The sequence below is a fragment of the Massilia alkalitolerans DSM 17462 genome (assembly GCF_000427785.1).
GTDB classification, from domain to species: domain Bacteria; phylum Pseudomonadota; class Gammaproteobacteria; order Burkholderiales; family Burkholderiaceae_D; genus Telluria; species Telluria alkalitolerans.
Genome location: NZ_ATYR01000008.1, coordinates 155381 through 179970 on the forward strand (window position 1 = coordinate 155381; position 24590 = coordinate 179970).

Annotated in this window: 29 protein-coding genes; 5 read left to right on the plus strand and 24 right to left on the minus strand. The window is 67.7% G+C overall.

Annotated features, from left to right (window positions below; genetic code table 11):
- Positions 1-177 precede the first annotated feature (177 nt).
- Complete coding sequence (locus YWC_RS0110830; RefSeq protein WP_036214046.1) at positions 178-762, plus strand: PAS and helix-turn-helix domain-containing protein; 585 nt, start codon at positions 178-180, stop codon at positions 760-762.
- Between the two features lie 4 nt (positions 763-766).
- On the opposite strand, the gene YWC_RS0110835 is transcribed toward YWC_RS0110830, so the two are convergent.
- From YWC_RS0110835 to YWC_RS0110950, 24 genes are all read right to left on the minus strand, one after another.
- Positions 767-1306 carry a DUF421 domain-containing protein gene (locus tag YWC_RS0110835; RefSeq protein ID WP_169728108.1) on the minus strand — a complete coding sequence of 180 codons (540 nt, stop codon included), beginning with the start codon at positions 1304-1306 and terminating at the stop codon, positions 767-769.
- A gap of 61 nt (positions 1307-1367) precedes the next feature.
- On the minus strand, positions 1368-1958 hold the full coding sequence (locus YWC_RS29055) for a 4'-phosphopantetheinyl transferase family protein (RefSeq protein ID WP_169728109.1): 591 nt from the start codon (positions 1956-1958) through the stop codon (positions 1368-1370).
- 41 nt (positions 1959-1999) lie between these two features.
- Positions 2000-2446 carry a heavy metal-binding domain-containing protein gene (locus tag YWC_RS0110845; protein ID WP_027865386.1) on the minus strand — a complete coding sequence of 149 codons (447 nt, stop codon included), beginning with the start codon at positions 2444-2446 and terminating at the stop codon, positions 2000-2002.
- 34 nt (positions 2447-2480) lie between these two features.
- A complete protein-coding gene (locus YWC_RS0110850) occupies positions 2481-3068 on the minus strand; it encodes a hypothetical protein (RefSeq protein WP_051306383.1) in 588 nt (195 codons plus the stop codon).
- Between the two features lie 11 nt (positions 3069-3079).
- Complete coding sequence (locus YWC_RS0110855) at positions 3080-4312, minus strand: beta-ketoacyl-ACP synthase (RefSeq protein ID WP_027865388.1); 1233 nt, start codon at positions 4310-4312, stop codon at positions 3080-3082.
- On the minus strand, positions 4309-5043 hold the full coding sequence (gene fabG, locus YWC_RS0110860; RefSeq protein WP_027865389.1) for a 3-oxoacyl-ACP reductase FabG: 735 nt from the start codon (positions 5041-5043) through the stop codon (positions 4309-4311). The genes YWC_RS0110855 and fabG overlap by 4 nt, the downstream gene beginning before the upstream one ends.
- Entirely contained in the window at positions 5040-5522 is a 483-nt protein-coding gene (locus YWC_RS0110865) for a hotdog family protein (protein ID WP_027865390.1), read from the minus strand. Before YWC_RS0110865 ends, fabG begins: the two co-directional genes overlap by 4 nt.
- Complete coding sequence (locus tag YWC_RS0110870; RefSeq protein WP_027865391.1) at positions 5519-6706, minus strand: beta-ketoacyl-ACP synthase; 1188 nt, start codon at positions 6704-6706, stop codon at positions 5519-5521. The genes YWC_RS0110865 and YWC_RS0110870 overlap by 4 nt, the downstream gene beginning before the upstream one ends.
- Before the next feature lies 1 nt (position 6707).
- Entirely contained in the window at positions 6708-7262 is a 555-nt protein-coding gene (locus tag YWC_RS0110875; protein WP_036214049.1) for a DUF3261 domain-containing protein, read from the minus strand.
- Positions 7240-9621: an MMPL family transporter gene (locus YWC_RS0110880; RefSeq protein ID WP_156923605.1), complete on the minus strand. Its 2382-nt coding sequence runs from the start codon at positions 9619-9621 to the stop codon at positions 7240-7242. Before YWC_RS0110880 ends, YWC_RS0110875 begins: the two co-directional genes overlap by 23 nt.
- Positions 9618-10220, minus strand: coding sequence for a LolA family protein (locus tag YWC_RS0110885; RefSeq protein ID WP_036214052.1), 603 nt, complete (start codon positions 10218-10220; stop codon positions 9618-9620). The genes YWC_RS0110880 and YWC_RS0110885 overlap by 4 nt, the downstream gene beginning before the upstream one ends.
- Positions 10217-10651: an acyl-CoA thioesterase gene (locus YWC_RS0110890; RefSeq protein WP_027865395.1), complete on the minus strand. Its 435-nt coding sequence runs from the start codon at positions 10649-10651 to the stop codon at positions 10217-10219. The genes YWC_RS0110885 and YWC_RS0110890 overlap by 4 nt, the downstream gene beginning before the upstream one ends.
- Positions 10644-12203: an HAL/PAL/TAL family ammonia-lyase gene (locus YWC_RS0110895; protein WP_027865396.1), complete on the minus strand. Its 1560-nt coding sequence runs from the start codon at positions 12201-12203 to the stop codon at positions 10644-10646. Before YWC_RS0110895 ends, YWC_RS0110890 begins: the two co-directional genes overlap by 8 nt.
- Positions 12190-13140 carry a lysophospholipid acyltransferase family protein gene (locus tag YWC_RS0110900; RefSeq protein WP_027865397.1) on the minus strand — a complete coding sequence of 317 codons (951 nt, stop codon included), beginning with the start codon at positions 13138-13140 and terminating at the stop codon, positions 12190-12192. Before YWC_RS0110900 ends, YWC_RS0110895 begins: the two co-directional genes overlap by 14 nt.
- Positions 13128-13874, minus strand: coding sequence for a glycosyltransferase family 2 protein (locus tag YWC_RS0110905; protein ID WP_027865398.1), 747 nt, complete (start codon positions 13872-13874; stop codon positions 13128-13130). The genes YWC_RS0110900 and YWC_RS0110905 overlap by 13 nt, the downstream gene beginning before the upstream one ends.
- Position 13875: 1 nt before the next feature.
- Positions 13876-14952, minus strand: a complete 1077-nt coding sequence (locus tag YWC_RS0110910) for a methyltransferase (RefSeq protein WP_027865399.1) — start codon at positions 14950-14952, stop codon at positions 13876-13878.
- Positions 14953-14959: 7 nt separating this feature from the next.
- Complete coding sequence (locus YWC_RS0110915) at positions 14960-16630, minus strand: ApeI family dehydratase (RefSeq protein WP_051306384.1); 1671 nt, start codon at positions 16628-16630, stop codon at positions 14960-14962.
- A complete protein-coding gene (locus YWC_RS0110920; protein WP_027865401.1) occupies positions 16623-17168 on the minus strand; it encodes a COG4648 family protein in 546 nt (181 codons plus the stop codon). The genes YWC_RS0110915 and YWC_RS0110920 overlap by 8 nt, the downstream gene beginning before the upstream one ends.
- 4 nt (positions 17169-17172) lie before the next feature.
- Entirely contained in the window at positions 17173-17445 is a 273-nt protein-coding gene (locus tag YWC_RS0110925; protein WP_229413074.1) for an acyl carrier protein, read from the minus strand.
- Between the two features lie 19 nt (positions 17446-17464).
- Positions 17465-17719 carry a phosphopantetheine-binding protein gene (locus tag YWC_RS0110930; RefSeq protein ID WP_027865403.1) on the minus strand — a complete coding sequence of 85 codons (255 nt, stop codon included), beginning with the start codon at positions 17717-17719 and terminating at the stop codon, positions 17465-17467.
- Entirely contained in the window at positions 17712-18485 is a 774-nt protein-coding gene (locus YWC_RS0110935) for a lysophospholipid acyltransferase family protein (protein ID WP_027865404.1), read from the minus strand. The genes YWC_RS0110930 and YWC_RS0110935 overlap by 8 nt, the downstream gene beginning before the upstream one ends.
- On the minus strand, positions 18475-19224 hold the full coding sequence (locus YWC_RS0110940) for a beta-ketoacyl synthase chain length factor (protein WP_027865405.1): 750 nt from the start codon (positions 19222-19224) through the stop codon (positions 18475-18477). The genes YWC_RS0110935 and YWC_RS0110940 overlap by 11 nt, the downstream gene beginning before the upstream one ends.
- Before the next feature lie 363 nt (positions 19225-19587).
- Positions 19588-20016, minus strand: coding sequence for an acyl-CoA thioesterase (locus YWC_RS0110945; RefSeq protein ID WP_027865406.1), 429 nt, complete (start codon positions 20014-20016; stop codon positions 19588-19590).
- A 25-nt stretch (positions 20017-20041) separates the two neighbouring features.
- Positions 20042-20851 (minus strand): SDR family oxidoreductase, encoded by an 810-nt coding sequence (locus tag YWC_RS0110950; RefSeq protein ID WP_307189282.1) that lies wholly within the window; start codon positions 20849-20851, stop codon positions 20042-20044.
- A gap of 132 nt (positions 20852-20983) precedes the next feature.
- On the opposite strand from YWC_RS0110950, the gene YWC_RS0110955 reads away from it, so the two are divergent.
- The 4 genes from YWC_RS0110955 (at position 20984) to YWC_RS0110970 (ending at position 24402) form a co-directional block, all read left to right on the plus strand.
- A complete protein-coding gene (locus YWC_RS0110955; RefSeq protein WP_027865408.1) occupies positions 20984-22660 on the plus strand; it encodes an electron transfer flavoprotein-ubiquinone oxidoreductase in 1677 nt (558 codons plus the stop codon).
- Positions 22661-22665: 5 nt separating this feature from the next.
- Positions 22666-23610: an alpha/beta hydrolase gene (locus YWC_RS0110960; RefSeq protein ID WP_027865409.1), complete on the plus strand. Its 945-nt coding sequence runs from the start codon at positions 22666-22668 to the stop codon at positions 23608-23610.
- A 65-nt stretch (positions 23611-23675) separates the two neighbouring features.
- On the plus strand, positions 23676-23852 hold the full coding sequence (locus tag YWC_RS32760; RefSeq protein ID WP_156923607.1) for a hypothetical protein: 177 nt from the start codon (positions 23676-23678) through the stop codon (positions 23850-23852).
- 127 nt (positions 23853-23979) lie between these two features.
- On the plus strand, positions 23980-24402 hold the full coding sequence (locus YWC_RS0110970; protein ID WP_027865410.1) for a hypothetical protein: 423 nt from the start codon (positions 23980-23982) through the stop codon (positions 24400-24402).
- Positions 24403-24590 lie beyond the last annotated feature (188 nt).

Below are 24590 nucleotides of genomic sequence, written 5' to 3' on the forward strand. Positions count from 1 at the left end.
GAAAAACCGTCGCGAGCGGCAGCAGTTGCGATCGAGAAGCGCAGTCGTACGGCGGTACGACGAACATCGCAGATCGCAAATGCAACGCGCAGCAGGTTTTTCGGGGTGCCCTTGAGTCTCAGCATAAAATACGCTGTACTGAATAACAATACCGTAGAAATACGGGCGGCCCCGTCCATGAACCGAGCAGTCGATCCACCTCAAGTAACCCCATCCAGCGCCATCGATTACGAGATGATCTTCCAGCACGCGCCGGTGGGCATGTGCGTCTCGGCCGATCGCGTGATCCAGTCCTGCAACCGGGCGCTGGCAAGCATGTTCGGCTACGCCGAGGGAGACCTGAACGGCAAGTCCTTCAGCGTGCTCTACCCCACGATGGACGAATTCCTGCGCACGGGCGACCGCATCGTGCCGATCATGAACGCCAGGGGGCGCTATTCCGACGAGCGCATCATGCGCCGCGCCAGCGGCGACCTGTTCTGGTGCCACGTCACCGGGAGCGCGCTCGACCCTGGCCAGCCGCTCGGCGCCGGCGTCTGGACTTTCGAGGATGTGAGCGAAAAACGGCCGGTATCGGCCGAGCTGACCCCGCGTGAACGGGAGATCGCGGCGCTGCTGGTGGAAGGAAAAACCAGCAAGATGATCGCGCGCGATACCGACCTGAGTCCGCGCACGGTGGAGATGCACCGCGCCAGCCTGATGCGCAAATTCGCCGCCTCGACCTCGTCGGAGCTGGTGCACAAGCTGGTCGGGGCGCGCTGAGCCGCTACTTCCGCGAACGCCGCACCGTGATGGCGCCATCGCCTTCGATATAGGCCAGCTTGACCTCGTCCAGGCTAGTGATTTCCTGCTGCCGCAGGGAACTCATCAGTTCGTCCTCGGTCAGGAATTCGCGCCGCATGTTGCGCCTCAAGAGTTTTCCATCGCGGACCACCGGAATCGGCGGCGCCGACACCAGCCGTTCGATGAAACGGAAGCGGTAGCTCGCCGCGTTCAGGGCGTAATCCCACAGCACCAGCACGGCGATCAGGATCAGCCCTTCCGTCACCGATTCGTAGGCGCCGAATGCGTTCGACGCGGCTCCCGCAATCAGGAGCAGGAAAATCAGGTCGATGGCCGCCAGCTCGCCCCCGGTACGACGCGGCATCAGGCGCATCAGGACCAGGATGACCGCGTACAGCACCGTGGCGCGTACGGCCAGTTCGACGAGTGGCGTATTGACTGCGAACATGGCGTCCCAGTTGGGCTGGCCAAGCTTTTCGAACATCGCTTCCTCCTGCAGGTCGGCATGCCATGGAAGGGGCATGCTCACGGCCCTATTTAAGCAGCAGCGCGCAGAAGGGGGCGCAGCGCTCACGCCGGCGTCGCTAGCAATCCAGGTGGACCAGCACCGGAACCGGCATGGCCGCGAGCGCACGCTCACAGCAAAGGGCGCCGGCGAAGCCCGCATGCGTAAATACGTGCGTGGCGGCGCTCGCGGTGCCGAGCTTGATGCCCGCCTCATGCGCGCACCACATTCGGTAGAACATTGCGGTGCGCTCCTGCGTTCCGCAGGCCTGGAGCCGCGCGACCGCCTCCGGAGTGAACACCTGCGCGGCGAGCGCTAGCACGTCGCGGGCCGGATCGATGCGTTCGATATCCAGTCCGACAGGTGTGGCAGTGCTGGCGGCGCAGGCGACCAGCGCGCCGCTGTGCGAGATGCTGAAGCCCAGGCCATCACAGGCGGGATGGACGAGCGCGGGCGCCTGTCCGGGACGCTCCTGCAGCAGGATGCCGGCCGGATCCGCAGCGAGCAGGCGGCCGAGCGCAAGGCGCAGCAAGGCCCGGCCGGCGACGAACTGGCGCCGCCGCTCGGGCCTGGCGAATCGCGCGTAACGCTGCCGCTCCGTTTCGCCCAGCCAGCCGGCGTAGTGCGCCAGCCGGGATTCCGACAGGCCGGCGATATCGGCAAGCCACACGAGTGTGTTGCCCCCCGCCGCCACCGCCGCCTCCCTCATACTTACGGCTTGAGCTTGACGAAGTCGCCCTTGAGCGCGACGCCGGTCATCATCGCCCCGTCGTGGCACTCGAACTCGGTCGCGCTCGAATGTTCCACGTTCTTGTAGTTGCTGACGATGTTGACCACGGCGTTCGCCCCCAGCTCGCGCGCCCGCTCCTGCAGGCGCAGCATGGCCGACAGGAAGGCCCAGTTGCAGGCGGTTTCGGCCGACTTGCCGAAGGAGTTGGTCTTCTGGCTGGTTTTGTCGGTGCCGAGGCGCTGGAGGATCGCCGGGGTCTTCTCGTCGCCGAAATAGAACTGCACGGTGTCGCCCAGGCGGTTCTTTGCATCGTTAGCGGCCATGGCATTGGCGATCGGCAGCATGTGCTTGGTGTCGCGCGCCTGCGCCGGTCCGATGGCGGAGATCGCGGCCGCGCTCACGGCTAGCGTGAGGAGCAGTTTCTTCATTTTCTTATCCCTTTGTCGTGGTGGTGGAAAGCCTTCAGTTCGCGGCGATGGCAGCGTCGTCGGCGCCGGTCGGTCCGCCGACGGCCTTGCTGTAGTTCGCGATGATGTAGTCGCTGGCCAGCTTCGAGACGCGGGTCAGCATCAGGTTGTCCTGCACGCCCAGGGTGAAGCCGCCGCTCATGGCGCTGGCGCGCTGGAAGAACTCGGGCGTGGCGATGACCTTGCCGGCCTGGTCGCGGAAGGTCACACGCATCAGCACGCCGGAGCTGCCTGCCAGCGGCCCGAGGAACACGCGCTTGGTGCTGCTCTTGAACGACATCTCCTCGACGATCGGCTCGATCGTCAGCGTGCGGCCGTTGTCGCGCGCGCGGTTCCACTGCTGCACCGATTCGCCCAGGTTCTTGTCGAGGTTGCCGGCGATCTTCGCGAGTGCGCCCGGGTCGCCCCTGTAGCCCGGCGCGAAGGCCACCGGCTTGACGACGATCCGGCCGTAGGACGAGAAGGCCTCGCTCGGCGCCGGGTTGTGGGAAGTCGAGGCCTTGATCTTGGTTGCGCACCCGCTCATCAAGGGAAGGGCGACCGCGACCGAGGTGGCCAGCAGTACACGGCGTTGCTTGTTCATGTTATCTCCTGTTATGGAACCTGCCGTTTAAAAATCAGCGACGTGTTAATGCCGCCGAACGCGAAATTGTTCGACATGACGTACTCGCAATCGAGCCTGCGCCCTTCGCCGCGGATGTAGTCCAGCGCTGCGCATTCCGGGTCGATTTCGTTCAGGTTGAGCGTGGGCGCGAACCAGCCTTCGCGCATCATCTCGATGCTGATCCAGGCTTCCAGCGCGCCGCAGGCGCCGAGGGTGTGGCCCATGTAGCTCTTGAGGGAGCTGATCGGCATGCGGCTGCCGAACAGGCCGGCAGTGGCCTGGGTCTCGGCCACGTCGCCCTGCTGGGTCGCGGTGCCGTGGGCGTTGACGTAGCCGATCGCTTCCGGCGCCAGGCCTGCGTCTTCCAGGGCCAGCGCCATCGCCTGCCGCATCGTGGCCGCATTCGGCTGGGTCACGTGAGTGCCGTCGCTGTTGGTGCCGAAGCCGACCAGCTCGGCATGGATGGTCGCGCCGCGCGCCAGCGCATGCTCGCGCTCTTCCAGGATCAGGCAACCGGCGCCCTCCCCGATCACCAGGCCGTCGCGCTTGCGATCAAACGGCGATGGGGTGCCCTGCGGACTGTCGTTGCGCACGCTGGTGGCGAACAGGGTGTCGAACACCGCCGCCTCGGTGGCGCACAGCTCCTCGGCGCCGCCCGCGATCATGGCCAGCTGCTTGCCGCTCTGGATCGCTTCGAAAGCGTAACCGATGCCCTGGCTGCCCGAGGTGCAGGCCGACGAGGTGGTGACCACCCGCCCGGTCAGGCCGAAGAACACCCCGATGTTGACCGGCGCGGTATGGGCCATCATCTTGATGTAGGTAGTGGCATTGATGCCGCGCGTGGTGCGCTCCTCGATCATGCGGCCGAAGTCGCCGATCGCGCTGGTGGTGCCGGCCGATGAGCCGAAGGACACGCCCATTTGCCCGCTCTTGAGGAGTGGGTGGTCCAGCAGGCCGGCGTCCTGCAGGGCCAGTTCGGTGGCGCGGGTCGCCAGCAGCGCCACGCGGCCCATGCTGCGGGTGGACTTGCGGTCGTAGCGGCTCGACAGCTCGAAGGGGGCCGCCGGTGCGCCGAGCTGGGTGTTCAGGCCCTCATACGTGGCCCAGTCCTCCATGCGCACCACGGCGTTGCGGTACTCGCCCAGGCGGGTGCGGATGCTGGCCCAGTCGTTGCCGAGCGGGCTGATGCCGGCCATGCCGGTGACGACGACGCGGCGCTTCATGCCAGGCCTCCGTTCACCGACAAGACTTGGCGCGTGACATAGCCGGCGTCCTCGGACATCAGGTAGCTGACCGCGGCCGCCACCTCTTCCGGACGGCCGACGCGGCGTGCCGGGACCAGTTTCAACGCCTCGTCCATCGGCACCTCGGCGATCATGTCGGTCTCGATCAGGCCGGGCGCCACGCAGTTGACAGTGATGTCGCGCTTGGCCAGTTCCAGCGCCAGCGCCTTGGTGGCGCCGATGATGCCGGCCTTGGCCGCGCTGTAGTTGACCTGGCCGCGGTTGCCGATCAGGCCCGACACCGAGGCCATGGTGACGATGCGGCCCGGCCTCCTGCGCTGGACCATCGGCATGACCAGCGGGTTGAGGACGTTGAAGAAGCCGTCCAGGTTGGTGCCCAGCACCTGGTCCCATTCTTCGCCGCTCATCGCCGGGAAGGCGGTGTCGCGCGCCACGCCGGCGTTGCAGACCACGCCGTAGTAGCAGCCATGCTGCTCGATGTCGGCGGCCAGCGCGGCCGCGGTGGCCTCGCGCTCGCCGATGTCGAACTGCAGCACGCGCGCCGTGCCGCCTGTTTTAATGATCTGCGCGGCGACCGCGTCGGCCTCCTCGCGCCGGCTGCGGCAGTGCACCACCACCTGGTAGCCGTCGCGCGCGAGACGCAGCGCGATGGCCTTGCCGATGCCGCGCGACGAACCCGTCACCAGCACACTTTTCTGGATACTACTCATACGGAACTCCGTTGCAAGAACTCTTCAACATGATCGGGCTGGAAGACGGTGATGGTGGCCGTGGCCAGCTCCTGGCCGGCGGCGTCTTCGATGCGGCAGTCGAACGCGCCCAGGCCGTTTTCGCCCTGCAGGGCGCGCCGCACGTGGACGCGCAGGACGCTGCCGACCGGGAAAGCGGACACCGCGCAGGCATACTTGCGCGCGCCCAGCAGGAAGCCGACCCGCACCGGTTCGCCACGCCGGCGCGCGCACCAGCCGGCATGCGCGGCCACCGCCTGCGCCATGTACTCGACGCCGACCCAGGCGCCTACCTGCCCGTCGGTGCAGAACATGCTCTCCGGGGTGATGTCGACTTCGGCGCTCAAGGTCTCGTCGTCGGCTTCCAGGAAGCGGCCGAGCAGCGACATCGGGCCGCTGTGGGGCACCAGGCTGTGGATGTCGGGCCGGACCAACTGCTCCGGTTGAACCATCTGGTTCATCGCGTCCTCCCGAACACCAGGCTGGCGTTGGAACCGCCGAAAGCAAAGGAATTGCTGAGCGCATAGCGGATCGGGCGGCCCAGGCGCGCGCCCTTCTCCGCCACGTTCAAGGACGGGAGCGCCGGATCCGGCGCACCGTTCCACAAGTGCGGCGGCAGCAGGCCTTCCGGGTTATCGTCCTGCATCGCCAGCCAGCAGATGGCCGCCTCCACGGCGCCGGCCGCGCCCAGCGTGTGGCCGGTAAACGGCTTGGTCGAGCTGACCGCCACCCTGGCGCCGAACAAGGCCTCCACCGCACGCGACTCCATCGCATCGTTCTGTTGGGTAGCGGTGCCGTGCAGGTTGATGTAGTCGACTTCGCCGGCATCGATGCCGGCGCGCGTCAGGGCTTCGCGCATGGCGATGCGGGCGCCGCCGCCTTCCGGGTCCGGCGCCGACATGTGGTGCCCGTCGGAAGACTCGCCCCAGCCGCACAGGGCCACGGCCGCCGGCTCGCGGCTCATCAGGAACAGCGCCGCGCCCTCGCCGATGTTGATGCCGTTGCGGCCTGCGCCGAGCGGGTTGCAGGGCGCGCTGCTGACCGATTCCAGTGCACTGAAGCCGGCCACGGTAAAGCCGCACAAGGTATCGACGCCACCGGTCAGGACGGCGTCGCACAGGCCCATGCGGATCAGGCGTGCGGCGCTGCCCAGGGCCTTGGCGCTCGACGAGCAGGCGCTCGAATGCACGTAGGCCGGCCCGAGGGCGCCCAGTTCGCGCGCCAGCAGCTCGGCTGGCGAACCCATTTCCTGCTGGCCGTAGTGGAAACCGGCCGGCAGCGCGTCGGTCGCGTGTTTCGCCGCCAATGCCGCCTCGGTCTCGCCCACGCCCGAGGTGCTGGTGCCAATGATGACCCCGACCCGGTGCGCGCCGTAGCGCGCGATGGCGCCATCCAGCGCCGGGCGGATTTGCGCCAGGGCGGCGAGCGCCAGCGCGTTGTTACGGCTGCGCAGGGGCAGCGGCAGGTGTTCTACGCTCGGCAAGGCAGTCTTGACGCGGCCGAGCGGCAGCATCCGGCCCGGCGAGCAGGTATCAAGCCGCGCGAGGCCGCTTTCGGCATCGAGCAGCAGCCGGCGCCGGATGCTTGCCAAGTCGTCGCCCAGTGCGCAGACCAGCGCGCATTCGTTCAGGTACAGGGTAGTCATCTCATTCGCTGGCCGACACCACGGTCAGCCGGTATTGGTAGCGCAGGTTGTCCAGCACGGCGGTGCCCTGCCAGCGCGGCATGCCGCTGTAATCGATGGTCGCCACCACCTCGCCCTCGCGGCGCAGGGTGCGGCGCAGCCCCCGCTCCTCGACTTGCCAGCCGGGCGGCAAGGTCTGGGCGATCCGTTCCACCGGCCACAGGGTCAGCTGCAGGTCTTCCAGCACGTCCGCCGCGCGCACCTGGCTGGGGAGCATCGGGTGGCGCCATTCGGTGAGCTCGCGGCCGTCGAAGTCCAGGCTCAGCACGCGCATGCCGAGCGCCAGGCCGACCAGGCTGAGCCGGTTGGCGTCCACCTCGAGGGCGACGTCGAGGTCGTTGGTCTTGCCGTCGCGCTCGACGGTCAGGTGCTGCTGGACGCTGATGGCCTCGCCCAGCGTGGACGGAGCCAGGCGCAGGCCGAGGCGCGCGGGAGCCGGCGGTGTGGCGGCGCAGGCGGCCAGCATCAGGGCGGCGCACAGCGCAGCGCCGCGTTCAAGCCAGGACGGGCGAAGCATCGATTTCTTCCTTTGTAACGACGAAGCATGGAGCGACCAGCCAGACCAGCGCGGTTCCGGCCAGCATGGTCAGGCCGAATGCCTGCAGCGCCGGCGTACCGCTCAGGCCCAGCAGGCCGAAGGACAGGATGGTGCTGGCGGCCGACAGGCCCACGGCCAGCCACGGGGCGTCGCTGCTTTTACTCGGCTGCTTGTGCGTCGCCTCCTCCTGCAGGAAGATGCCGTAGTCGACGCCCACGCCCAGCAGCAGCATCATTGCCAGCACGTGGAACAACTGCAGGCTCTGGCCGGCAAAGCCCAGCAGCGCCAGGGTCAGCACGCTGGCCGCCGCGGTCGGGGCCAGCACGCGCCAGGTGCGGCCGCGGTAACGCGGCAGCAGCACCGCGAACACCACCGCGTAGGCGCCCAGCACGACCCAGCCCATGTAGGCGCGGTAGCGGCCCAGCACCGAGGAAATTCCACCGACCTTGTCGACCCACTGCACACCTTCCAAGCCCTCGGCCGCGCGGGCCAGCGCCGGAATCGACGCGTAGCGCATCCCGCGCAGGCCGACGATGCTGGCGTGCACGCCCTCGATCTCGCCCAGCCACAGGTGGCGCCAGGGTTCGCTGGCCGGCGTCTTCAGGAAGGCGTCGAGCGTCAAGGGCGCAGCAAGGGCGCGCAGGTGCGCGGCGGTTGCGGCATGCCAGCCGGCGTCTTCGCCGATTTCCCGGGCCAGTTGCGCCAGCGGGCCGTCCGCGGTCAGGAGCTTGTCCTCGACCAGTCGCAGCCGAGCGGCCTGGGCCTGGCCGGACGGCACCCAGTTCGACAGGGCCTGGTAGCCGGCGATGTCACCCTGCGACACCAGGGCGTCGAGGCGGCGCTTGAGCGCTTCCTCGCGCAGCAAGACGTCCTCCGCCGTGGCGCCGCGCACCAGGTAGTACTGCACCGGACTGGGCGCGTCGAGCAGCTTGCCCAGCTTGACCTGGTCGCGCACCAGCGTCAAGGGCGAAGACTGCAGCGAGCGGATGTCATCGTTCACCTCCAGGCGCGTACAGCCCAACACCGCGAACGCCGCCAGCACGGCCACCACCAGCAGCGGCGCCGCGCCGCCCGAGATGCGCGGCCAGCGCGCCACCATGCCGCGGTAGCGGCGCGCGAGCCAGCCGGCGCGCAGGCTGCGCCCGTTGATCAGCGCCGGGAACCAGCACACCACCGTGAGCCAGGCGAATACCAGGCCCAGGCTGGAAAACACCGCCATGTGGCGCAAGCCCGGGAATGGCGTCAGCGCCAGGCCCATGTAGCCGATCACGGCCGCCAGCAGGGTCAGGCCGAGGCCGGGTAGCAGGCGCCGCATCAGGCGCGGCGAATCGAGCGCCGGATCGGCCCGGAGTCGGTGGCACAGGAAATAGATGCCGTAATCCTGGGCCACGCCGATCAGGCTGGCGCCGAACACGAGCGTCAAGAGGTGGATGCGGCCGAACAGCAGCCAGCACACCGACAGCGCGCCCAGGAAGCCGATCCCGATCGCCAGCAGGGTGAGCGCGATCGGCTTGACCGAGCGGAAGCTCAGCCAGGTGAGCAGGACGATGCCGATCATCGATCCGACCCCGATGGTGTGGATTTCCCTGCTGGCCTGGCGGCCGGCCGCCGCCGCATGCAGCACCACGCCCGCCTTGATCACTTCCGCCGAGGGCACGGCGCTGCGCGCCGCCAACGTGGCCCGGTCGAGCAGCGGCACCACGGCTTCCTGCGCCGCCAGCGAGAACGCGGGCTGCCGCAGGGTGTAGGTCAGCAGCACGTATTCGCGCCCCTCGCCCGCCACGAACAGCTGGCCGTCGCGCGGCCGCACCGGGGTTTCGCCGGCGCGCTCCTGCGCCCAGCCGGCGAACAGGCCGAAGGGGTCGTCGCGGAAGGCGCCCAGCCTGGGACCTGAGAAGGCGCTGTACAGGCTCGCCAGGGCCTTGTCGACCCAAAATCGGGGCGGCTCTTCGCGCAGCCGGCGCTCATCGGGCACGCCGACCAGCAGGGCCGCATGCGGCTGGAGGCTGGCCAGCCAGCCGGCCTGCGCCTCCTCACCCGGGGCATCGGGCGCCAGGACGCCGGCATGCGGCGCCAGCGCGGCGCGCCAGGCCTCGGCAGCGCGCACCGCCTCCTCCCATTTCGCCGCACCGACCAGCACGACCACGCGTTGCTGGGCGCTGTCGACCATGTGGCTGAAGGATTGCTGCAGCACCGGGTCGCGCTCGTCCGCCGGCAGCAGGGCCAGGATGTCGGTATCGGGCGCGATGCGCTTGCCCAGCCACAGCCAGGCATTGTGCCCGACCAGCAGGCAGACGATCAGCGCCCAGACCAGGGCGAGGCGGCGCTGCGCGTTCACATCAGGACCGATTCTTCAGGCAGGATGGCTTGCGCGCCGGTCTTCAGTTCGCTAAAGACGATCTCGGTACGGTCGCCGCCGGCGTCCTCCATGCGGATGCTGCGCACGTAGGCCCCGCCTTCGAGCGAGATCGTTCCCACGGCACGCGCCACGGCGGCGTTGCGCGCCTTTAGCGCCACACGCCACGAGTCGCCGGCCACGCTGCCGTCCACCTCGAACAGGTTCTCCAGCTGGCCCAGGTCGCCGCCCAGCAGCGAGAACAACACGCCGTTGATCATGCGCACGGTCGGTTCCTGGCTGGCCTCGAGGCGCATCGACACCCGCGAACCCTGCATGTGGACGATCTCGTCGCGCTTCAGGCGCAGCGTGTTCGGGAAGGGTTTCAGAGTGCGCCACAGCACGCCCTTGCCGGCGACGACGCAGAAGCGTCCGCTGGAAAGCAATGGCTTCTTCATGCCGGCCAGTTGCTTGGTCTGCTCGAAGCGGCCGCACAGCTGCTCCGGCTTGGCCAGCATGGACTGGATCTGGGCGACCGGGGCGGCCGCTTGCACCGTGGCGCCCAGGGCGCCAAGGATGAGGGTGACGAGGATGCGTTTCATGGGGCCTCTACTGCGAGCTTCTCGAACAGGATGGCCGGCGAGGCGAAGCACATCTCGCCGGTCTTGAGGTCGACCGCGACCTGGGTGGTGGTGGCTTTGTTGAGGCGTTTGCCGCTCGCGGCGTCGCTGATGAGGTAATCGATCCGCAGCCGGTTTTCCCACTCGACGATCTCGGCGCGCAGCAGCAGGCGCTGGCCGAAGGCGGCCGGCCCGGCGTAGCGCAGGTTCATCTCGATGATCGGCCACATATAGCCCGAGTCGCGCATCTCTTCGTAGTTGTAGCCGATCTTGTCGAGCAGCGCGCAGCGCGCCACCTCGAGGTACTTGACGTAGTTGCCGTGCCAGACGATCTGCATCGGGTCGAGGTCGAAGAACTGCACCTGCAGTTCGACCTCGGCCCACCAGCGGCTGGGCGCCCTTGCCTTACGCATACAGGCTCCAGGCCTGATCGCGGATGCGGCCCAGCAGCAGCTTGAGGTCAGGGTCGAGGCGGCGGTCCTCGATCACCGGCGCCACGTCCTGGCCCAGCAGTTCGAGCATGCGCGCCAGCGGCGCCGGCAGCGCCTTCCCGGCATCGACGCGCTGGCGCAGCCACACGCCCTGGCGCACCGTGATCAGCAGGCTTGCTGCCACCTGCTCGGTGAGTTCCAGCACGCGCAGGCAGTCCCGCGCGGCGATCGTGCCCATGCTGACCTTGTCCTGGTTGTGGCATTCGGTCGAACGCGAGAACACCGAGGCCGGCATGGTCAGCTTCAGGGCTTCAGCGGTCCAGGCCGAGGCGCTGATCTGCAGCGCTTTCAGGCCATGGCTGATCGGCGCTCGTGGGCCCTGCATGCCGGACAGGTTGGCCGGCAGGCCGGCATTGTAGCGGGCGTCCACCAGCAGCGCCATCTGGCGGTCAAGCAGGTCGGCCAGGTTGGCCACGGCATTCTTCATGCCGTCCATCGCGAAAGCGATGTGGCCGCCGTAGAAGTGGCCGCCGTGCAGCACGCGCTCGCCTTCGGCGTCGATGATCGGGTTGTCGTTGGCGCTGTTGAGCTCATTCTCGATCGACGCGCGGAAGAACGGCAAGGCATCGGCCAGCACGCCAATCACGTGCGGGGCGCAGCGGATCGAGTAGCGATCCTGCAGGCGCTTGCCGTTGCGCTCGAGCTGGCCGGCGTATTCCAGGTCCTGGCGCAGCCAGGCTGCCACGCCCTGCATGCCAGCATGCGGCTTGACCGAGAACAGGGTCTCGTCGAAGTGGTGGTCGTTGCCGTCCAGGGCGAACGAAGCCAGCGCGGTGATGCGGGTCACCAGGCGCGCCAGGTAGTCGGCGCGGTCCCAGGCCAGGCAGGCCAGGCCGGTCATGACGGCGGTGCCGTTCATGATCGCCAGCCCCTCCTTCGGGCGCAAGCGCAGCGGCGTGATGCCGGCCTCTAACAGCGCCTGCGCCGCCGCAACCGGCACGCCGTCGCGCAGCACTTCGCGCTCGCCGCACAGCACCGCCGCCAGGTAGGACAACGGGGTCAGGTCGCCGCTGGCGCCGACCGAGCCTTCGCTCGGGATCAGCGGCAGCAGGCCGGCGTCGAACAGGCGCACGATCTGTTCCAGCAGCCCCACGCTCACGCCGGAAAAGCCCTTGGACAGCGAGGCCAGGCGCGCCGCCATCACGGCGCGGGTCTGCGCCGGGTCGAGGCAGGCGCCCAGGCCGCAGCCGTGGTAGGTGTAGAGGCGGTGCGGCAGCTCGGCCACCAGATCGAGCGGCACCGCCACCGTGCACGAATCGCCGTAGCCGGTGGTGACGCCATAGATGGTGCCGTCCTCGCGCAGCAGGCGGTCGAGGAAGTCGGCCCCTTTCGCGATCGCGGCGCGGAAGGCCGGATCGCTCGACAAGGCGGGACGCGCGCTGCCGCGCGCGATGGCGACGATGTCTTCCAGCGCCAGGCGCTCGCGGTCGAAGCGCACGGTGCGCTGGGGAGTCTTGAGGTCAGTGAGCTGCATGGGGACGTTCCGAATCGGGTAGATGCCAAAAATCGTAGAAGTTGAACCACTCCAGCGGCGAGCGGCGGGCATGGTGTTCGAGGCGCGCGGCGTACTCGCCAGCGAGTTCGGCCAGCGCTGCGTCGCGCCCGCGGCGCGGCAGGCGAACCTCCTCGCGCAGGCGCTCGAAGTGGAGCGCGTAGCCGTCTTCCACGCGGGTGGCGAACATGGTGTACAGCGGGCAGCCGAGCACCGAGGCCATCACATAGGGCCCGACCGGGAAGGCGGCCGGCTGGCCCAGGAAGGGGGCGAGCGCGACGCGTCCTGCGCTTGATACCGGGACGCGATCGCCCGCGATGACGACGAACTCGCCCTCCCCAATGCGCTCGGACAGCTGCATCGCCATGGCCGGCGTCATCTCGGTCACCTGCATGAGGTTGAGCTGGCTGCGCGGATCGAGTTTGCCCAGCATGTCGTTGAAGGACTGGGCATGGCGCGTGTGCACCAGCACCGTGATCCTCAAGCCAGGGGTGCGCAGCGAGAGCGCGCGGCACAGGTCGAGATTGCCCAGGTGCGAACACACCAGCAGCGCACCCTTGCCTTCGCGGATGCGCTGCCAGAGCGGCTCGGCCCCCTCTACCCGCACGCGCGAGAAATCGAACAGGCCGCCCCACAGCAGCATCTTGTCGAGGATGGATTCGGCAAAGGCCTGGAAGTGGCGCAGCACGCCGAACAGTCCGGCAGGCCGGCCGATGCGGCGCAGGTAGTCGCTGGAGACGCGGCGCGCGCGGCCCTGCGTGGCCACGTACCAGAACAGCACCGGCGTCAGCAGCATGCGGAACGGCCAGCGCCCGAACACCCGGCAGACCCAGAACAACAGGCGCATGCCGGCCACGAAGCTCGCCTCGTTGATGGCCGCCCAATGGCGCGTGTCGGCGGAAGGAGTCACGTGCGCCATGTGCGAACCAGCAGCGAAGGAATACGCGGCAGCATGCCGAAGAACAGGGCCACGTGCAGGCGCGTGATCAGGACGTTGTCGGTCCAGGCCTTGAAGTGCGAGACCCCGTCTTCCGGATAGCCGACTTTCGTCGGCAGGTTGACCACCGTCACGCCGTCCCAGTACAGGCGCACCAGGATCTCGATGTCGAAATTCATGCGCAGGCCGAGGCGGCGCCGTGCGGCCAACGCCAGAACCGGCGCCACCGGGTAGACGCGGAAGCCGCACATCGAGTCGCGGATCGCCAGCGACAGGGTGTTGATCCAGACCCAGACGTGGGTCAGGTAGCGGGCGTACAGGCGCACAGCCGGCACCGATTCATCGTACACCGGGCAGCCGGCAACCACCGCCTGCGGCCCGGCGCGCGCGGCCTCGAGGAAGCGCGGGATATCGGCGACGCTGTGCTGGCCGTCGGCGTCGACCTGCAGCACGTGGCTGTAGCCGTCGCGCGCCGCGCGCCTGAAGCCGGTGAGGACCGCGCCGCCCTTGCCCTGGTTGACGGCATGCCGCTCCAGCACCACCCGGCCGCGGTGCGCCGCGGCCAGGGCCTCGAGCACGGCTGCGCAGGCCGGCGAACAGCCGTCGTCCACCAGGATGCAGGGCAGCCCGTGGGTCAGCACCCCGTCCAGCACCTTGGCAATCGCGTGCTCGTGGTTGTAAACCGGGATGACCACGCAGGGATGGAAGGGCTTCACCTTATTGCGCCTTCTCGAAACGCAGCAGCGAATGGCAGTAGCCGATGCCGTCGCGCGCGGTCACCAGCTTCAGGCCGGCCATCTCCGCCAGGCGGATGTAGTCGGCGCTTTCGTACACCTTGCTGTTACCACTCGCCATGACGTTGAAGTAGGGCGAGGTATTGATCAGGCAGTAGGCGGCGATGTCGTAGCGCTGGCGGTCCCAGAAGGTGTCGAGCACCAGCACCTGGCCGCGCGGGCCCAGGGCTCCTGCCACGCGCTCGAAGATGCTGGCGATAGCGGCTTCCGAGAAGCAGCTCAGGAACTGGCTCATCCAGACCAGGTCCATGTCGCCCGGCAGTGTCGCGCCAGGCTCGAGCAGGTCGGTCGGGTGCAGGCTGGCGCGCTCGCGCAGGCCGGCCGCACGCAGGTTCTCCTCGGCCACGGCCAGTTGGCCCGGCAGGTCGACCAGGTGCAGGACGACGCGCTCGTTGGCGGCCAGCGCGGCCAGACTGAACTTGCCGGTGTTGGCGCCGATGTCCATCAGGCGGCGCGGGCTAGTGGCGAACACGTCCGGCATGATCTCCGGGAACGAGGTGTCGGAATAATAGTGGTCGAAGGCGAGCCAGCTGGTGCGCGCCGGCTCCGGCAACTGGGACAGGCCCTGGTACAGGGTCGGCCAGTCGCCGAACACCTTCAGGCCGAGCGGCTTTTCGGCGTCCAGCGTGTGTTCCAGCTCGAACAGCGCCTGGTAGCAGACGTCGTGGTTGAAATCGATGTTCACCTGGGTGATCGGGTCGGTCAGGATCACAAAGCCGGTCTTGTCCAGCACGTAGCGGCCCTCCTCCAGGTACACGACGCCGGCGGACAGACAGGTCTCGAGCACCACCCTCAACACATAGGGCGTCCAGCGGCCGGTGGCCGCGAGCTGGTCCACCGACAGGCCGGTGTCGCCGGCGTCCGCGATCGCCTGCAGCATGCCGCGCTTCCAGGCGAAGCGCACGCACTGGAACACGACCGGGGCAAAAGCGATCTTCTGGGCTTCGAAGCGGGCCTCGAAAGCGCTTTGGCGCGTCGGCGAGAATTTTTTGTTTTGCATGCTCGGTCTAGGTCAGGAGGATGCGGCCGCTGGCATGGGCGCCGGCGTCCGAGAAATAGCGGAAATGGAGCTGGCCCTTCTCCGCGTCGTGCGCCAGCTCCAGCTGCACCGGGCACTCCGGGCGGATCATCTGCTGGAACTTGAGCGCATTGATGCCGCCGAACGCCAGCCCGAGGCCGAAATGCTCGCGGCCGTAATGGATCGCCCAGTCGACCTGCACCACGCCGGGCAGCACCGGGGCGACGCTGAAGTGGCCATCGAAGTACAGCAGGTTCGCGGGGACGCTCAGCTCCAGCAGCACGCGCGCGGGTGCCTGCTCCAGCAGGCGCATGCGTGGATAGCGCGGACGCTCGTCCAGCAGGGCCAGCAGGGCCGCCTGGGTGGTCTTGCCCTGTGCGTTCACCGGCATGCGAGCGAGGAAGCGCCAGCGGCGCGGCAGCGCGACGGCCTCGATGCCGGCGCAGAGCTGCCTGCGCAGGCGAGCGCTGAGCGCAGCGCGGCCCTCCCCGCCAAGTATCGCCTGCCCTGCTTCGTTCGGCACCACGAAGGCGGCCAGCACCTGGCGGCCAGGGGCCGGCACCGGCACCACTTTCGCCTCGATCGCCAGGCCGCCGGCAAGCAGCGCGGCTTCGATGGCGTCGAGCGAGATGCGCTTTTCCTCGATCTTGACGATGCGGTCGGCGCGGCCGCGCAGCAGGAAGCCGCCGCTGCCGGCTTCGGCGCGGTCGGCCAGGCGCTGCCAGCCGTCCGGGCCGGCATAGTCCGACTGCACTTCGAGCAGGCCGTCGGCAGCGAGGCGCCACTGCACCCCGGGCAGCGGCTGCCAGGCTTCCCCTGCCGGACGCCGGCGCCAGGCCACGCCGCCGGTCTCCGAGCTGCCGTAGACTTCGATCGGGGCCTGCCCCAGCAGTGCACCGGCATGTGTCGATGCTTCCTGTTCCAGCATGCCGCCGGACGAGAACACCGCGCGCAGCTGGCGCGCGGCGCCGTTCCAGTCGAGGTGCTCCGGCAGGCGCTTCAGGTGCGCCGGGCTGGCCAGCAGCACGCAGGGGCGCTCGACCAGCGCCAGGGCCAGGGATTCGGGGAATTCGTGGCGCGCGGCATGCACCGGGCGGCCCTGGGCCAGCGGCCACAGGACGCGGAACAGCAGGCCGTAGATGTGCTGGTGCGAGACGGTCGAGACGATGGCGGCAGCGCCCAGGCTGCGCCCGAACTGGGCTTCCAGCGCGGCGATCTCGCCGGTCAGCTGCGACAGCTGCTTCGGGATCGGCAGCGGCGCGCCGGTGCTGCCCGAGGTGAACACGACCAGTGCCGGAAATGCGGGCGCCGGGGGCGTCCACTCGCCCTGCCAGTCGTCGCCGGCAAGCGGGGCCTGCGCGCCGGGGAAAGCGCCCCAGAAGGCACCGACCCGCTCCCCCAGGGCCGCGCAGGTCGCCGGCAGCACATCGGCGCCGAGCCAGACGGTCTTGCCCGACAGCCAGGCACCCAGCAGGCTGGCCGCGAATTCGAGGCTGTCCTCGTGGTACAGCGCCACTTGGCTGGCAGGCGTGCGGCGGCCGAGCGCGGTCCAGGCGCGCACGCGCGCGAGCAAGGCGCCGTGCTTCACGGGGCTGCCGTCGCGCCAGCCTGCCAGGGCCTCGGGCGAACGGGTGGCGATTCGGTAGAACAGCTCAGACATGGTGCAATCGCTTGAAACGCATGCGCAGCAGGTATTCCCCACCGAACATCAGGCCCATCAGGATGTACGCGATCACGCCGTTGTACAACGACCAGACCGCGCTTGTGGCGAACAGCGCAGTGCCTAGCGCGGCCGTACCGTTCAGGACGAAGAACACGCACCAGGCCTGGGTCACGCGCCGCGTGTAGGCGACGCCGGCCGGCGGCAGAGCGGGCTCGCGCAGGCGCGCCAGGCGCTCGGCGAGCGGCATGCCCGACACCAGGCTGGCGCCGAAGGCGGCCAGCAAGGCCCCATTGACCAGCACCGGATAGAGCTTGAGCGGCAGCACGGCGTTCGATGCGACGGCCACCGCCACCAGCACCAGGGCCCCGCCCGCGGTCCAGCGCGCCGTGCTGCTCAAGCGCAGCATCGGCAGACGCGTGGCCGCCGCCAGGAGCAGCAGTCCTGCCAGCCAGCGCGGTTCGACGCTATCTTGGCCGAACCAGATCGCCAGCGGATAGGCCAGCGTCAGCGCGGCCGCCAGGACGTTCCAGAACACCGGCTCAGGCCGCCTGCTCTTCGGCCAGGCCGGCGAGCGCGTCCACCACGTCCCCGATGGTGCGGATGGTCTTGAACACCTCCGGCTGCAGGCGCTTGCCGGTCATCTGCTTGAGCTTCACTGCCAGGTCGACGGCGTCGATGCTGTCGATGTCGAGGTCGGCGTACAGGTTGGACGCCGGGCTCAGGGAGGCGCGGTCGAGCTCGAACATGTCCGCCAGCAGGTCGGCGACCCAGGTGAACAGTTCGTCGCGGTTCATGTCGTTGATGCTTACCATGGCCATAGCCTCCTTACGCTTACTTTTTTCGGTTCGTTTCAATCATCGCGGCCAGTGCGCGCACCGAGGCGAAATGGCGGCGGGTTTCCTGGGATTCGGCCGCCAGGGTGATGCCGTAGCGCTTCTGCAGCGCCACGCCGATCTCGAGGGCGTCGATCGAGTCGAGCCCCAGGCCCTCCACGAAGAGCGGCGCTTCGCTGTCGATATCGTCGGGGGTAAGGTCCTCGAGCTGCAGGACGTCGATGATCAGTGCTTTCACTTCTTGTTCAAGCATGGTGCTGGCCTTCTTTCATAAAGAACTGTTGCAGGTATTCGGTGAGGCGGCGCGCCGCCACGACCTCGCTCATGGCGTCGCTGCGGTAGCTGTCCACGCCGATGTCGTCCCGGACCTCGATCCGGAAATGCGCCTGGCGCGGCGGGACGTGCCACCACTTGTCGCCCTTGCCCAGGGTCGGCGGCTCGCAGCGGATCAGGACCGGCGTGATCGGACGGGCGCCGCGCACCGCGACATTCGCGGCGCCGCGCTTGAGTTCGGGCGTACCGCTGCGAGGGGTGCGCGTGCCTTCAGGGAAGATGATCAGGTTGCCGCCGGCCCGCAGCGAGGCGATGCAGTCGTCGATCAGTTCGGGGCCGCGGTCGTTACAGATGTATCCTGCCGCGCGTACCGGCCCGCGCGTAAATGGGTTGTTCCACAGCGCGCCCTTGACGATGCAGTCGGCATTCGGCACGAAGGCGATCAGGAATACGGTATCGATCAGGGTCGGGTGATTGGCCAGGATCAGCTGACCCCGACGTTCGAGCTTGTCCAGCCCGCGCACCTCGTAGCGCAGCACGCCGAGTCCGCGCATGATGCCCACAAACGCCCGGAAGCTGGCGCGGATCGTGGCGCGCGCCGCACGCTTGCGCGCCTCGGGAGCACGCACGCACAGGGCCAGCAGCGGGAACACGATCACGCGCAGGAACAGGCCGCCGATACCGAACAGCGCGAAACTGAGGCCCGTGGCGAGCACTCGCCAGGCGTGATCCAGCCTAGCCGTCATGGCGGCTCCAGGTCCAGCGCTTGCCGCCGGCTGCGCGCTCCAGGCGGGCGTGGCCGCCGTGCTGGAAACGCAGCAGTTCGAGCCCGCCAGGCATGCGCGCCGGCGCAGCGCCGGGTTCAATGCCCTGGGGACGCCAGCACAGGCGCACCGTCTCCGGGCCGGCGCTGGCCGGCACCATGGCCCAGGCAAAGGCGAAAGGCTGCTCGTCGCAATCCTCGAACTGGCGCAGGGTCTCGGGGAGCGCCGTATCGCAGGCAACGAGCAGCACCATCGGGGCGCCGTCGGCAAGCTGGCCGCAGGCCTCGATGACCGCGTGTTCGATGGTGGAGCTGCCGGCGGCCAGGGCCACGTGGTTGGCGCGGTCGCTGCGCGCGATCGAGAACAGGCCGGCGCTGGCGTTATGCACGGCCAGGCCAAAAGCAGTCGGGGACAGCGGTTCGCCGCGGGCGAGGTCGCCGAGCAGTTCCACTGCACGCGCCACTTCGCCATGGCGCGAGCAGAATACGGTCGCCACTTCACGCTGCTCGCCCAGGCATTCGTAGGCGACTTCGAGCGCCATGCGGCCGAGGAAGCCGGCGCGGCGGCGCAGCATGGCCGGCATCGCGCTCACTTTCGGTTCTTCGCCAGGCGCCAGGGTCCAGGGGTCGCGCGCCCACTCCATCCAGCGCTGCGGGCTTGTCAGGCCGGGCGCCCAAGCGGCATGTCGGGCAATGGAAAATACGACCTCTGACTCGAACATGACTCGCTGTTGTGGAAGTGAAGCGCACTATCTTGCGCTCTGAGAAATTGAACGAAATTATAATCGGTCGATTTGTTTTCGTAGGACCTGTCTTACAAATCTCGACCGATTTGCAACAGTCACGATACGGGCATGACGCCGAAAATCGAAGAGGCGGGATGATGCCACAGAGAGATGGGCGACATTCTCACGAATTGTCACCACAGCACGGAAAATCGCCAAGTCCCTGAGCAGGCTCAACCGTAAAGAGTATGTAGGCGCAGGACTACTCAGCCTGTCCTGGCGAGGGCGCATCCATGCGCCGATTGAAACGCCGCGGGTCCCGGCCTTGCACCGGGACCTGTGCTTCATTGCGGAGGTGGCTCAGTCCGCCGTAGGCAGCAGCGCCCGCAGGCGTTCCGGCAGCGGCCGGGACTTCTCGGCCTTGAAGTCGATCCATACGAGCTTGGCACCGCCTTCGGCGTGCAGCGCGCCGGCCTGTCCATCCGAACCGACCAGGCGGATCTCGTGCGTCACTTCGATGCTCGAGCGGCCCGGTGGACCGACATAGGTGCTGACCTCGATCTCACCCGGATAGGTCAGCTGCTTGAGGAAACTGCAGTAGGCGTTGACGATGACCGGGCCTTCGGTCGAGGCGGCCGGGTCGGCCAGCGCGCCGGCCTGCTCCAGCCACGCGATGCGCGCCGATTCGATGTAGCGGAAATAAACGGTGTTGTTGACGTGACCCATCGCATCCATGTCGCCCCAACGGATGGGGATCCTCATGGTATGCACGAACTGCTTGTTGCTCATTGCTTCCTTTGTTGCTCGTTCTTGATTACTGCGCCGTCATGCCGTCGTCGGCCGTGATGACGGCGCCATTGATGAAGTGGGCCTCGTCCGCCGCCAGCAGCAGCAGGAGCCCGTCGAGGTCTTCCGGCCGGCCGGTGCGCTTGCGGGGCAGCATGTCGATCAGCTTGCGGCCCTGTTCGGTGTCGAAGTAATCCTCGTTCATTTCGGTCGAGATGTAACCGGGGCAGATGGCATTGACATTGATGCCGTAGCGGCCCCACTCCACCGCCATCGCCTTGGTCATCTGCACCACGCCGGCCTTGCTCATGCAGTACACGCCGATCTGCGGCAGCACGCGCAGGCCCGCCACCGAGGCGATGTTGACGATGCGGTGCTGCTTGCGCGGGTCGCCCTTGGCGCGCTGGATCATGCGCTTGGCGGTCTGCTGCGCGACAAAAAAGGCGCCGCGCAGGTTGGTGTCCATGATGTAGTTGTAGTCTTCTTCGGTGACGTCCAGCAGGCGCTGGGTGCTCGACACGCCCGAATTGTTGACCAGGATGTCGATCGGGCCGGCCTCGGTCTCGGCGTGCGCGATGGCCGACTTGATGCTGGCCAGGTCGGTCACGTCCAGGCGCACCACGTGGGCGGCGCCGCCGTCGGCCTCGATCTCCGCGCGCAGCTCCTTGAGCCGCTCGACCCGGCGCGAGGCCAGCACCACCTGCGCGCCGGCTCCGGCCAGCGCCTTGGCGAAACGCGCGCCCAGGCCGCTCGAGGCGCCGGTGACCATGGCGATTTTTCCTTCGTAATTGACTTCGATGCCCACGCGGCTCCCCTTCTTTGTCCATTGCGAAGCCATCATGATTACACAAATCATCAGTATTAGATTGCCGCATCTAATAATGTCCGTAAAATGGCGCCCAACGTTGCAATCGACAGTAAAAAAGTGCACACTCGTGCTTAAATTTTTCACTCTTATTAGAATAATCATATGACTGAGCCAACCAACATCCTCGAACAATACGGACCGCGCGAAGCCATGGAGTACGACGTGGTCATCGTCGGCGGCGGTCCCGCGGGCCTGTCGGCGGCGATCCGCCTCAAGCAGCTGGCGGCAGAGAAGGGACAAGAGGTCTCGGTCTGCGTGCTCGAGAAAGGCGGCGAGCTGGGTGCGCACATCCTGTCCGGCGCGGTCATGGACCCGATCGCCCTGAACGAGCTGATCCCGGACTGGAAGGAAAAAGGCGCGCCGCTGAACACCGCGGTGACCGAGGATCAGGTGCTGTTCCTCACCGAGACCAAAGCGATCAAGACGCCGAACTTCATGGTCCCGAAGATGCTGACCAACCACGGCAACTACGTGATCTCGCTGGCCAACGTGACGCGCTGGCTTGGACAACAGGCGGAAGCGCTGGGCGTCGAGATCTTCCCCGGCTTCCCGGCCGCCGAAGTGCTGTACAACGAGGACGGCTCGGTCAAGGGTGTCGCCACCGGCAACATGGGCGTCAAGCGCGACGGCGAGCCCGGCCCGGACTTCCAGCTCGGCATGGAGCTGCACGCCAAGTACACCCTGTTCGCGGAAGGCTCGCGCGGCCACCTCGGCAAGGCGCTGATGGCCAAGTATGACCTCAACAAGGGCAAGGACCCGCAGACCTACGGCATCGGCATCAAGGAACTGTGGGAGATCGATCCGAGCAAGCACAAGCCGGGCCTGGTGATCCACACCGCCGGCTGGCCGCTCGACAACGACACCTACGGCGGCTCCTTCCTGTACCACCTGGAGAACAACCAGGTGGCGGTCGGCTTCGTGGTGGGCCTGGCCTACCAGAACCCCTACCTGTCGCCCTACGAGGAGTTCCAGCGTTACAAGACGCACCCGGCGATCCGCCACTACTTCGAAGGCGGCAAGCGCATCTCGTACGGCGCGCGCGCCATCACCGCGGGCGGCCTGCAATCCCTGCCGAAGACCGTGTTCCCGGGCGGCGCGCTGATCGGCTGCGACGCCGGCTTCCTGAACACCAGCCGCATCAAGGGCAGCCACGCCGCGATCAAGACCGGCATGCTGGCCGCGGAAAGCGCCTTTGCCGCGCTGGGCGAAGGCCGCCAGCACGACGAGCTGGCCTCCTACCCGGCAGCGTTCGAGAAGAGCTGGCTGCACGAGGAACTGCACGTCGCGCGCAACTTCAAGCCGTGGATGAGCAAGGGCCTGTACATCGGCACCATCATGACCGGCATCGACCAGATGGTCTTCCGCGGCAAGGCGCCGTGGACGCTGCACCATCAGCACGCCGACCATGAATGCCTGAAGCCTGCATCGCAATTCAAGCCGATCGCGTATCCGAAACCGGACGGCAAGCTGACCTTCGATCGCCTGTCCTCGGTGTTCATCTCGAACACCAACCACGCCGAAGACCAGCCGATCCACCTGACGCTGAAGAACGCGGCCATCCCGGTGGACGTCAACCTGGCCAAGTACGCGGGCCCGGAACAGCGCTACTGCCCGGCCGGCGTGTACGAGTTCGTCAAGACCGACGCTGGCCAGGACCGCCTGCAGATCAACGCTCAGAACTGCGTGCACTGCAAGACCTGCGACATCAAGGACCCGACCCAGAACATCGTCTGGGTGACGCCGGAAGGCGGCGGCGGCCCGAACTACCCGAACATGTGATCGGGATGCGGACCACGACATCGCGGCTGCGCGCCGCTGCCCTGGCCTGCGCGCTCGCCCTGCCCTTGGCCGCGCAAGCGGCCGACGAAGGCGTGAAGAGTGCCGCCCTGCTCGACCATGGCTGGTGGATCGATGCGGACCTGACATACCTGACGGCCAGCGGACAGGACCTCAAGCTCGACGTCTACCTTCCGGCGAAGAAGAGCGACAAGCCGCTGCCCGTGGTGATGTACTTCCACGGCGGCGGCTGGGTAGCCGGCCGGCGCGAAGGCGCGGCGCTGTCCGCCATGCCCTACATGGAGATGGGTTTCGCCTTCGTGAACGTCAGCTACCGGCTGGCGAAGGTGGCGCCCGCCCCGGCCGCGGTCGAAGACACGCTGTGCGCGCTGCAGTGGCTCGGGCGCAATGCGAAGAAGTACAACTTCGACCTGTCCAGGGTGGTCACCACGGGCGACTCGGCGGGCGGCCACCTGGCCCTTGCCACGGCCATGATCCCGGCCGATTCGCCGCTCACCCGCCAGTGCGCGGCCAACGAGCCGAGCTGGAGCGGACCGTACCAGAACGTGGCGCCGAAGGTGGCGGCGGTAATCAACTGGTATGGCATCACCGACGTCGCCGACATGCTGCAAGGCCCGAACGTGCGCTCATATGCGGTGGCCTGGTTCGGCAGGATGCCGGAGTCCGAGCGCCAGGCGCTGGCGCGCGCGGTGTCGCCGCTGAGCCATGTGCGCGCGGGCGGGCCGGCCGTGCTCACCATCCATGGCGATGCCGATCCGCTGGTGCCGTATGCGCATGGCGTGCGGCTGAAGGAGGCGCTCGACAAGGCGGGCGTGCGTAACGTCCTGCACACCATCAAGGGCGGCGGCCACGGCGGTTTCACGGCCGAGCAGCACGTCGGCGCCTACAGCGCGGCGCATGGGTTCCTGCACGGGCTCGGCATCGCACCCTGAGCGCCCTTTCCCTGGCAATCGGCCTAAGATGTGGCTTCCACCACATCTGAAGCAAGGAGGCCACCATGCCTGAAAACAAGGATACCGGGGACAGGAGCCTGAGCGACGTCCAGCTCGACGACTTCGACGTGAACCGCCAGCGCGAACGGCTGGAACGCAGCCGCCCGGGCAATCTGCAATCGGACCAGCATAAGGGTTCGCAACAGTCCGGCGAGGGAACGCAGCAGCAGGAAAAACGCTAGCCAAGCCCCCTCCATTTACTGATGACTTTGTACGGGCCGTCCTACGACGGCTCATGCCCCATTCCGATTGTCTGCTTCCGCCGAGGGGTTATCATGGCCCCATCGACACTCAAACAAGGAGACTGGTATGGGTGAAAACAAAGGACATGGCGTCAAAGGGCCGCGCCACGACGATGACGTGGACGACCTGAGCATGAATACCGCGAGCGGCAAACCCGCCCAGGGCGGCCAGCAACAGTCCGGCAACATGCAATCGGGACAGCAGCAAGGCAGTATGCAATCCGGGCAGCAGCAGGGCAGTCGGCAGTCTGGCCAGCAGGGTGGCAGCCAGCAATCGGGACAGCAGCAACAAGGTAGTCAGCAATCGGGGCAGCAACAAGGGAGCCGCCAGTCGGGCCAGGGTGGGAGCCAGCAAAGCGGAGGGCAACACGCCTCCGGCGGCACGCCGGCACTCGATGACCTGGGTTCGCGCCAGGGTGAATCCGCCAAGGATGCATCGCAGGCCTGGAGCCAGGACAACAGCATCGACAAGCAACGCGGCAATCGTTAACCCCGGGCGCCGCTGAGCGCTCTTTACCTCGCAGTACGACGCGCACCGGCAAGCCAGGCTTGCCGGTGCGCGTTCGCATTGGGCCGTCCTTTCTTTCCTGTCGGCGAGAGCGTCCGAACGGTCCTACGTCCCCTCCTCCCTTGCTCCGATTGCCGATGTCAGCAGGAGGACTAAGATGGTGTCTCGAC

Bases quoted from the DNA above. Each gene is read 5' to 3' on its own strand.
- YWC_RS0110900 (WP_027865397.1), bottom strand. From the start codon at position 13,140: ATGGCGCACGTGACTCCTTCCGCCGACACGCGCCATTGGGCGGCCATC.
- YWC_RS0110875 (WP_036214049.1), bottom strand. From the start codon at position 7,262: ATGCTTCGCCCGTCCTGGCTTGAACGCGGCGCTGCGCTGTGCGCCGCC.
- YWC_RS0110835 (WP_169728108.1), bottom strand. From the start codon at position 1,306: ATGCCCCTTCCATGGCATGCCGACCTGCAGGAGGAAGCGATGTTCGAA.
- YWC_RS0110950 (WP_307189282.1), bottom strand. From the start codon at position 20,851: ATGGCTTCGCAATGGACAAAGAAGGGGAGCCGCGTGGGCATCGAAGTC.
- YWC_RS0110850 (WP_051306383.1), bottom strand. From the start codon at position 3,068: ATGAACAAGCAACGCCGTGTACTGCTGGCCACCTCGGTCGCGGTCGCC.
- YWC_RS0110845 (WP_027865386.1), bottom strand. From the start codon at position 2,446: ATGAAGAAACTGCTCCTCACGCTAGCCGTGAGCGCGGCCGCGATCTCC.
- YWC_RS0110830 (WP_036214046.1), top strand. From the start codon at position 178: ATGAACCGAGCAGTCGATCCACCTCAAGTAACCCCATCCAGCGCCATC.
- YWC_RS0110960 (WP_027865409.1), top strand. From the start codon at position 22,666: ATGCGGACCACGACATCGCGGCTGCGCGCCGCTGCCCTGGCCTGCGCG.
- YWC_RS0110855 (WP_027865388.1), bottom strand. From the start codon at position 4,312: ATGAAGCGCCGCGTCGTCGTCACCGGCATGGCCGGCATCAGCCCGCTC.
- YWC_RS0110935 (WP_027865404.1), bottom strand. From the start codon at position 18,485: ATGACGGCTAGGCTGGATCACGCCTGGCGAGTGCTCGCCACGGGCCTC.
- fabG (WP_027865389.1), bottom strand. From the start codon at position 5,043: ATGAGTAGTATCCAGAAAAGTGTGCTGGTGACGGGTTCGTCGCGCGGC.
- YWC_RS0110890 (WP_027865395.1), bottom strand. From the start codon at position 10,651: ATGCGTAAGGCAAGGGCGCCCAGCCGCTGGTGGGCCGAGGTCGAACTG.
- YWC_RS0110930 (WP_027865403.1), bottom strand. From the start codon at position 17,719: ATGCTTGAACAAGAAGTGAAAGCACTGATCATCGACGTCCTGCAGCTC.
- YWC_RS0110970 (WP_027865410.1), top strand. From the start codon at position 23,980: ATGGGTGAAAACAAAGGACATGGCGTCAAAGGGCCGCGCCACGACGAT.
- YWC_RS0110915 (WP_051306384.1), bottom strand. From the start codon at position 16,630: ATGTCTGAGCTGTTCTACCGAATCGCCACCCGTTCGCCCGAGGCCCTG.
- YWC_RS0110945 (WP_027865406.1), bottom strand. From the start codon at position 20,016: ATGAGCAACAAGCAGTTCGTGCATACCATGAGGATCCCCATCCGTTGG.
- YWC_RS32760 (WP_156923607.1), top strand. From the start codon at position 23,676: ATGCCTGAAAACAAGGATACCGGGGACAGGAGCCTGAGCGACGTCCAG.
- YWC_RS0110925 (WP_229413074.1), bottom strand. From the start codon at position 17,445: ATGGTAAGCATCAACGACATGAACCGCGACGAACTGTTCACCTGGGTC.
- YWC_RS0110895 (WP_027865396.1), bottom strand. From the start codon at position 12,203: ATGCAGCTCACTGACCTCAAGACTCCCCAGCGCACCGTGCGCTTCGAC.
- YWC_RS0110865 (WP_027865390.1), bottom strand. From the start codon at position 5,522: ATGAACCAGATGGTTCAACCGGAGCAGTTGGTCCGGCCCGACATCCAC.
- YWC_RS0110870 (WP_027865391.1), bottom strand. From the start codon at position 6,706: ATGACTACCCTGTACCTGAACGAATGCGCGCTGGTCTGCGCACTGGGC.
- YWC_RS0110940 (WP_027865405.1), bottom strand. From the start codon at position 19,224: ATGTTCGAGTCAGAGGTCGTATTTTCCATTGCCCGACATGCCGCTTGG.
- YWC_RS0110885 (WP_036214052.1), bottom strand. From the start codon at position 10,220: ATGAAACGCATCCTCGTCACCCTCATCCTTGGCGCCCTGGGCGCCACG.
- YWC_RS0110955 (WP_027865408.1), top strand. From the start codon at position 20,984: ATGACTGAGCCAACCAACATCCTCGAACAATACGGACCGCGCGAAGCC.
- YWC_RS0110910 (WP_027865399.1), bottom strand. From the start codon at position 14,952: ATGCAAAACAAAAAATTCTCGCCGACGCGCCAAAGCGCTTTCGAGGCC.